The sequence below is a fragment of the Paramagnetospirillum caucaseum genome (assembly GCF_000342045.1).
In the GTDB taxonomy this organism is placed as follows: Bacteria; Pseudomonadota; Alphaproteobacteria; order Rhodospirillales; family Magnetospirillaceae; genus Phaeospirillum; species Phaeospirillum caucaseum.
Map to the genome: position 1 here is coordinate 1 of NZ_AONQ01000136.1, position 4,083 is coordinate 4,083.

Annotated in this window: 5 protein-coding genes; 3 read left to right on the forward strand and 2 right to left on the reverse strand. The window is 46.7% G+C overall.

The window, feature by feature from the left end; all coding sequences use genetic code 11:
- Positions 1 to 217: hypothetical protein (locus H261_RS26330; protein WP_235063035.1), on the forward strand; the 217-nt coding region annotated here is incomplete at its 5' end.
- Positions 218 to 227: 10 nt separating this feature from the next.
- A complete protein-coding gene (locus H261_RS24365) occupies positions 228 to 2,045 on the forward strand; it encodes a putative bifunctional diguanylate cyclase/phosphodiesterase (RefSeq protein WP_081609043.1) in 1,818 nt (605 codons plus the stop codon).
- A 101-nt stretch (positions 2,046 to 2,146) separates the two neighbouring features.
- Here H261_RS24365 and H261_RS22480 read toward each other — a convergent pair whose 3' ends face one another.
- Together H261_RS22480 and H261_RS24370 are read right to left on the reverse strand one after the other, a co-directional pair.
- On the reverse strand, positions 2,147 to 2,749 hold the full coding sequence (locus H261_RS22480) for a hypothetical protein (protein WP_008622428.1): 603 nt from the start codon (positions 2,747 to 2,749) through the stop codon (positions 2,147 to 2,149).
- A gap of 226 nt (positions 2,750 to 2,975) precedes the next feature.
- Positions 2,976 to 3,521, reverse strand: coding sequence for a tyrosine phosphatase family protein (locus H261_RS24370; protein ID WP_008622429.1), 546 nt, complete (start codon positions 3,519 to 3,521; stop codon positions 2,976 to 2,978).
- Positions 3,522 to 3,661: 140 nt separating this feature from the next.
- On the opposite strand from H261_RS24370, the gene H261_RS25220 reads away from it, so the two are divergent.
- Complete coding sequence (locus tag H261_RS25220) at positions 3,662 to 3,970, forward strand: DUF6626 family protein (RefSeq protein WP_152427081.1); 309 nt, start codon at positions 3,662 to 3,664, stop codon at positions 3,968 to 3,970.
- Positions 3,971 to 4,083: the final 113 nt, after the last annotated feature.

Below are 4,083 nucleotides of genomic sequence, written 5' to 3' on the forward strand. Positions count from 1 at the left end.
GGTTAGTGCCATGAGTGATGAATTAATACGCGTCTGCAAAATTAGCCACGACAAGACATCCAACACAATTGATTCTATCTCCAGGGTTTTGATTTGTGCTGCAAATCACGGTTGCTGCATGTCCGTCTACTGTAGCGATGAATCGCTTGAAAAATTACATACATTGCTTGCCGTCTCGTCCGGCAACGTCAAATCCATAAAGGCCGACGACACCTGAGGTGTTTAAAATGGTTGGACGCTTGAGAGATATAGAAGCTGCAATTAACGAATTTTTGTCAGGGAATATACTTGTTCGCTGCGAGTCGTCTTCTGATGAAGTGATCGGACCTGTTTCGCTAGCAATCAATCGCCTTCTTGAAGAAACCGCTCATCGCCAGTCCAGTCTGCTGCGACTATCTGCGGCAGTCGAACAGGCTCCTGTTTCTGTTGTCATAACTGATTGTGGCGGCCTAATCCAGTATGTCAATCCATGCTTCACGAAGAATACGGGGTATACTTATGAAGAGGCGGTCGGATCAAACCCAAGAATATTAAAGTCTGGATATACCACTGAAGAGGTTTATCGTGAGTTATGGGGTGCTATTTCCGATGGAAAGGTGTGGCACGGCGAATTGCACAACAAAAGGAAAAATGGTGATTTATTTTGGGAGTATGCTGTAATTGCTCCTGTGATTGATGATTATGCACGGATTGTTAATTTCATCGCTATTAAGGAAGACATTTCTATTAGAAAGGAATTTGAGAAGCGGCTAATTCATACGCAGAACTTTGATGAACTTACGGGGCTGCCCAACAGAGCGGTTGCACTTGATCGCCTTTGCCAAGCTATTGCTGCAAATTCTAGTTTCGGAAAGATTGTTTCCGCTCTAATTGTAAAGGTTGATGGGTTGTCTCGGGCAAACCACATTCACGGCCACAAAGGTGGCGATTTAATTCTAAAGCAAGCCGCTGAACGAATTTCAGAAATAGTTTTTAACGATCTGAATACGGTTTCACGAATTGGCGGAACTGAATTCCTTGTAATTTTACAAGGAATCTCGACCCCATCTATTGCTGAGTCTGTTGCAAAAAGATTAATAGAGGCATTATCGCAGCCGTTTAATTTTTGTGGAGAACAAATTTTTTTATCATCATCAATTGGGTTGTCATTTTCACCAATCGACGGAACTGACCATTTTGAGTTGCTGAGAAACGCACACTCAGCACTGATGAACGCAAGAAATAAGTCATGCAGCGGATATCGGCTGTTTATGCCTGAAATGGACAAGGAGGCTCGCGAGCGACAGTCTTTAGATAGCGAGCTTCATTCTGCGGTAACGGAAGGCTTAATTAAAGTGTTTTATCAGCCTCTTATGGATGCAAAATCAGGACGACTTGTTGGTGCTGAAGCACTTGCTCGTTGGCAATCTCATAGTGGCCGTTACATCTCTCCGGATAAATTTATTCCATTGGCAGAAGAAAATGGTCTGATTAAGCAAATAGGGAAGTCTATATTGCTTTCCGCATGCAAGGATGCAGCGTTTTGGCGTTCAAACTATGGAGCCGAATTTCGCGTTGCGGTAAATATATCGGCTTTGCAGTGTAGTGATATGGGCTTCATTGAAACCATTGAGAAAATTCTTCAGGAGACGGGATTCCCTCCTGAGTTGCTTGAGATCGAGCTAACTGAACGAACTCTTGTTGCGGATAGTCATGCTGCGACTGTATTCATGGAAGTGGCGAGAGGAATGGGTATCCGTCTTTCAATTGATGATTTTGGAACTGGGTATTCTGCACTTGGATATCTTCGCAAATTTCCGTTTACTACACTTAAGATTGATAAGTCGTTTACTTCTGAAATATCTGATAAAGGCAAGGGCAATGCGTTAATTTCATCTATTATTCAAATGGCTCATGCTCTCGATCTCGAGGTAATAGCAGAGGGTGTTGAAAATGAGTTTCAGCGTGAATTTCTGATAGATTGTGGCTGTGAAATTTTACAGGGGTATCTGCTTGGACATCCGGTGCCTGCCGATCAATTTTTATTGAATATAGAGTTGCTGTAGGTCGTCGTGTTATTTGCAAACTTGTCACCGATTTTGCTGGTAATATATATAATTCTTTACCGACGCCTTAATGCTGATTGCCAGTCTGGAAACAATGTCGGTCAGTTTCGGACCCGCTCCACCCAGCCAGGGTCTTCCGGGTATTTTTCCAATAATTTTTGCATTCGCATGATCGCAAACGCAGCAACGTCATCGCAGTGCTGAATTTGTGCACCATTGTGTTTGATGTATCGGATGTCGCGTAATGCGACTTGTGCATAGGTCAAAATGTCTCGCGATTCAGACATCACGATCCCATGGGGAATAAAGCCAGCCGACGGGGCAATCCACAAATCGTGATCGCTTAACCACTGCGAGGAAATTTCGGCATAGCGGCTCACCTTACGTTCCTGGGACGAGCAGTACACCCCACGATCATGCAGGTTCATGCCATTCGCATCCCTGCCCAGGACGGCCACTTGCTCACGGTGCCAGTATCCTGGGGTGTTGATCTCGTCATATGTGAGCGGCGGCGGTGGGGGCTGCGTGCCGATGGAGTAATAATTAGGCAGGTTGGGATCGCGTGGATAGATCGGCGGGGGAGCGGCCTTAACCACACCGGCAACACCTTTGTCCGTCATATAGAAGACGCCTTCCTGGGCGTTTGCGGCAAATGTCGCAGTGAATAGCACGCAGACTGATAGCAGTATGACTTGCGAACGCATAATGCCCTCCAAGCAATCTGATATATGTGCTTGTTTCAATATAACCACATAAATACGTATTATCAATATATGCGGGGTAAACTATGCGATTAAATGACTTTACGATTTCTCCGCAAGATGCCGTTTCTGTTGCTCCGGGACGATTGCCGCCGGTTAATGATGAGAACATTATAAGATTTAAGGTGATGGCCGTCCTTGACCTACTCCGAGGTGCTTTACATGATGCTCAACGTCTTCTCGACTTGATTGACCGAGTTCCAACATCGCGTTTGTGACCGTCAACCGCAGCAACCATTTGTCCATCATCACGAAGAATCCGGTCTGCGAATTTTACGATGAGCCTGTTTGGCATCGCTCCGGGCCGTAGCTCCATGATCAGTTCCATGGCTTCTGCCGCAGGTAGATGCAGGCATGCCAGTAAAAATCCGGCGGCGGTTGAGCGGGATATTCCGGCCCAGCAATGGCACAATACCCGGCCACCGCTGGGTATCTCTCGACCAAAATCAATGATGGTCTGAGCATGGTCCACGCTGGGGTGTTCGTTCCGTCCCTGTCGATCAAGAGACTTTCCGACGACTCCCCCCATGGCGTGCAGGTCATAAAATCTGAGACTCAGCACCTTGATCAAACCAGGGAAGACCAGTGGGTCATGATCGTCCTCCCCAGGGTCCAAGATTGAGATGACGTGCGTTGGGCCGAAGGCTTCCAACTCGTCACCAAGCTCATCCAGCCCGCAGATGGTCATTGCGAAGGGCAATTTTGTCTTGGTCATGATGCTCCCTCCCAGGATGTGGCCGAGGACCATAACAGCTTCGAAGATCGCGGCCAATTTGGGCTGTCGAGATAAATGCCCACATATGAAGGCATTCGCTGATTGGATAAATACCCCTGCAACATCAGCAGGAGGCAACTATGCGTGAATTATCGGCGATATATGAGGAGTTTTATTCTTTGGGAATTGTTACTTCTGGTCGCGAATTTGGTGAATGGTTAAACCGAAGCCAAAGCTACTTAAGTAGTTCAAAATCACGAAATCGTCGAATATCGACCGAAGCACTTTTGGCGTTGGTTTCAAATGTGACGGAGGTGATTGATTCTACCAATGAAGCTGCGGTTCTTTGTTCTGATGAAATTCAGATCAAGGAACTGCAAGAAGGTGTCAAGGCACTCAAGATTCTTGAAAATGAAGCATGGACCGAAATATGGCGTCGGGTGAGGTGATGGGTGATGTGGCAGGAAGTCCCTCCTCCTACCACACCACATCCATATCACGCAGCTTGCGGCGTGGTACTGGTCGCTGGAACCGCCTTGGCCCGACGCCAGACCCATCGCAT

Bases quoted from the DNA above. Each gene is read 5' to 3' on its own strand.
- H261_RS25220 (WP_152427081.1), top strand. From the start codon at position 3,662: ATGCGTGAATTATCGGCGATATATGAGGAGTTTTATTCTTTGGGAATT.
- H261_RS24365 (WP_081609043.1), top strand. From the start codon at position 228: ATGGTTGGACGCTTGAGAGATATAGAAGCTGCAATTAACGAATTTTTG.
- H261_RS24370 (WP_008622429.1), bottom strand. From the start codon at position 3,521: ATGACCAAGACAAAATTGCCCTTCGCAATGACCATCTGCGGGCTGGAT.
- H261_RS22480 (WP_008622428.1), bottom strand. From the start codon at position 2,749: ATGCGTTCGCAAGTCATACTGCTATCAGTCTGCGTGCTATTCACTGCG.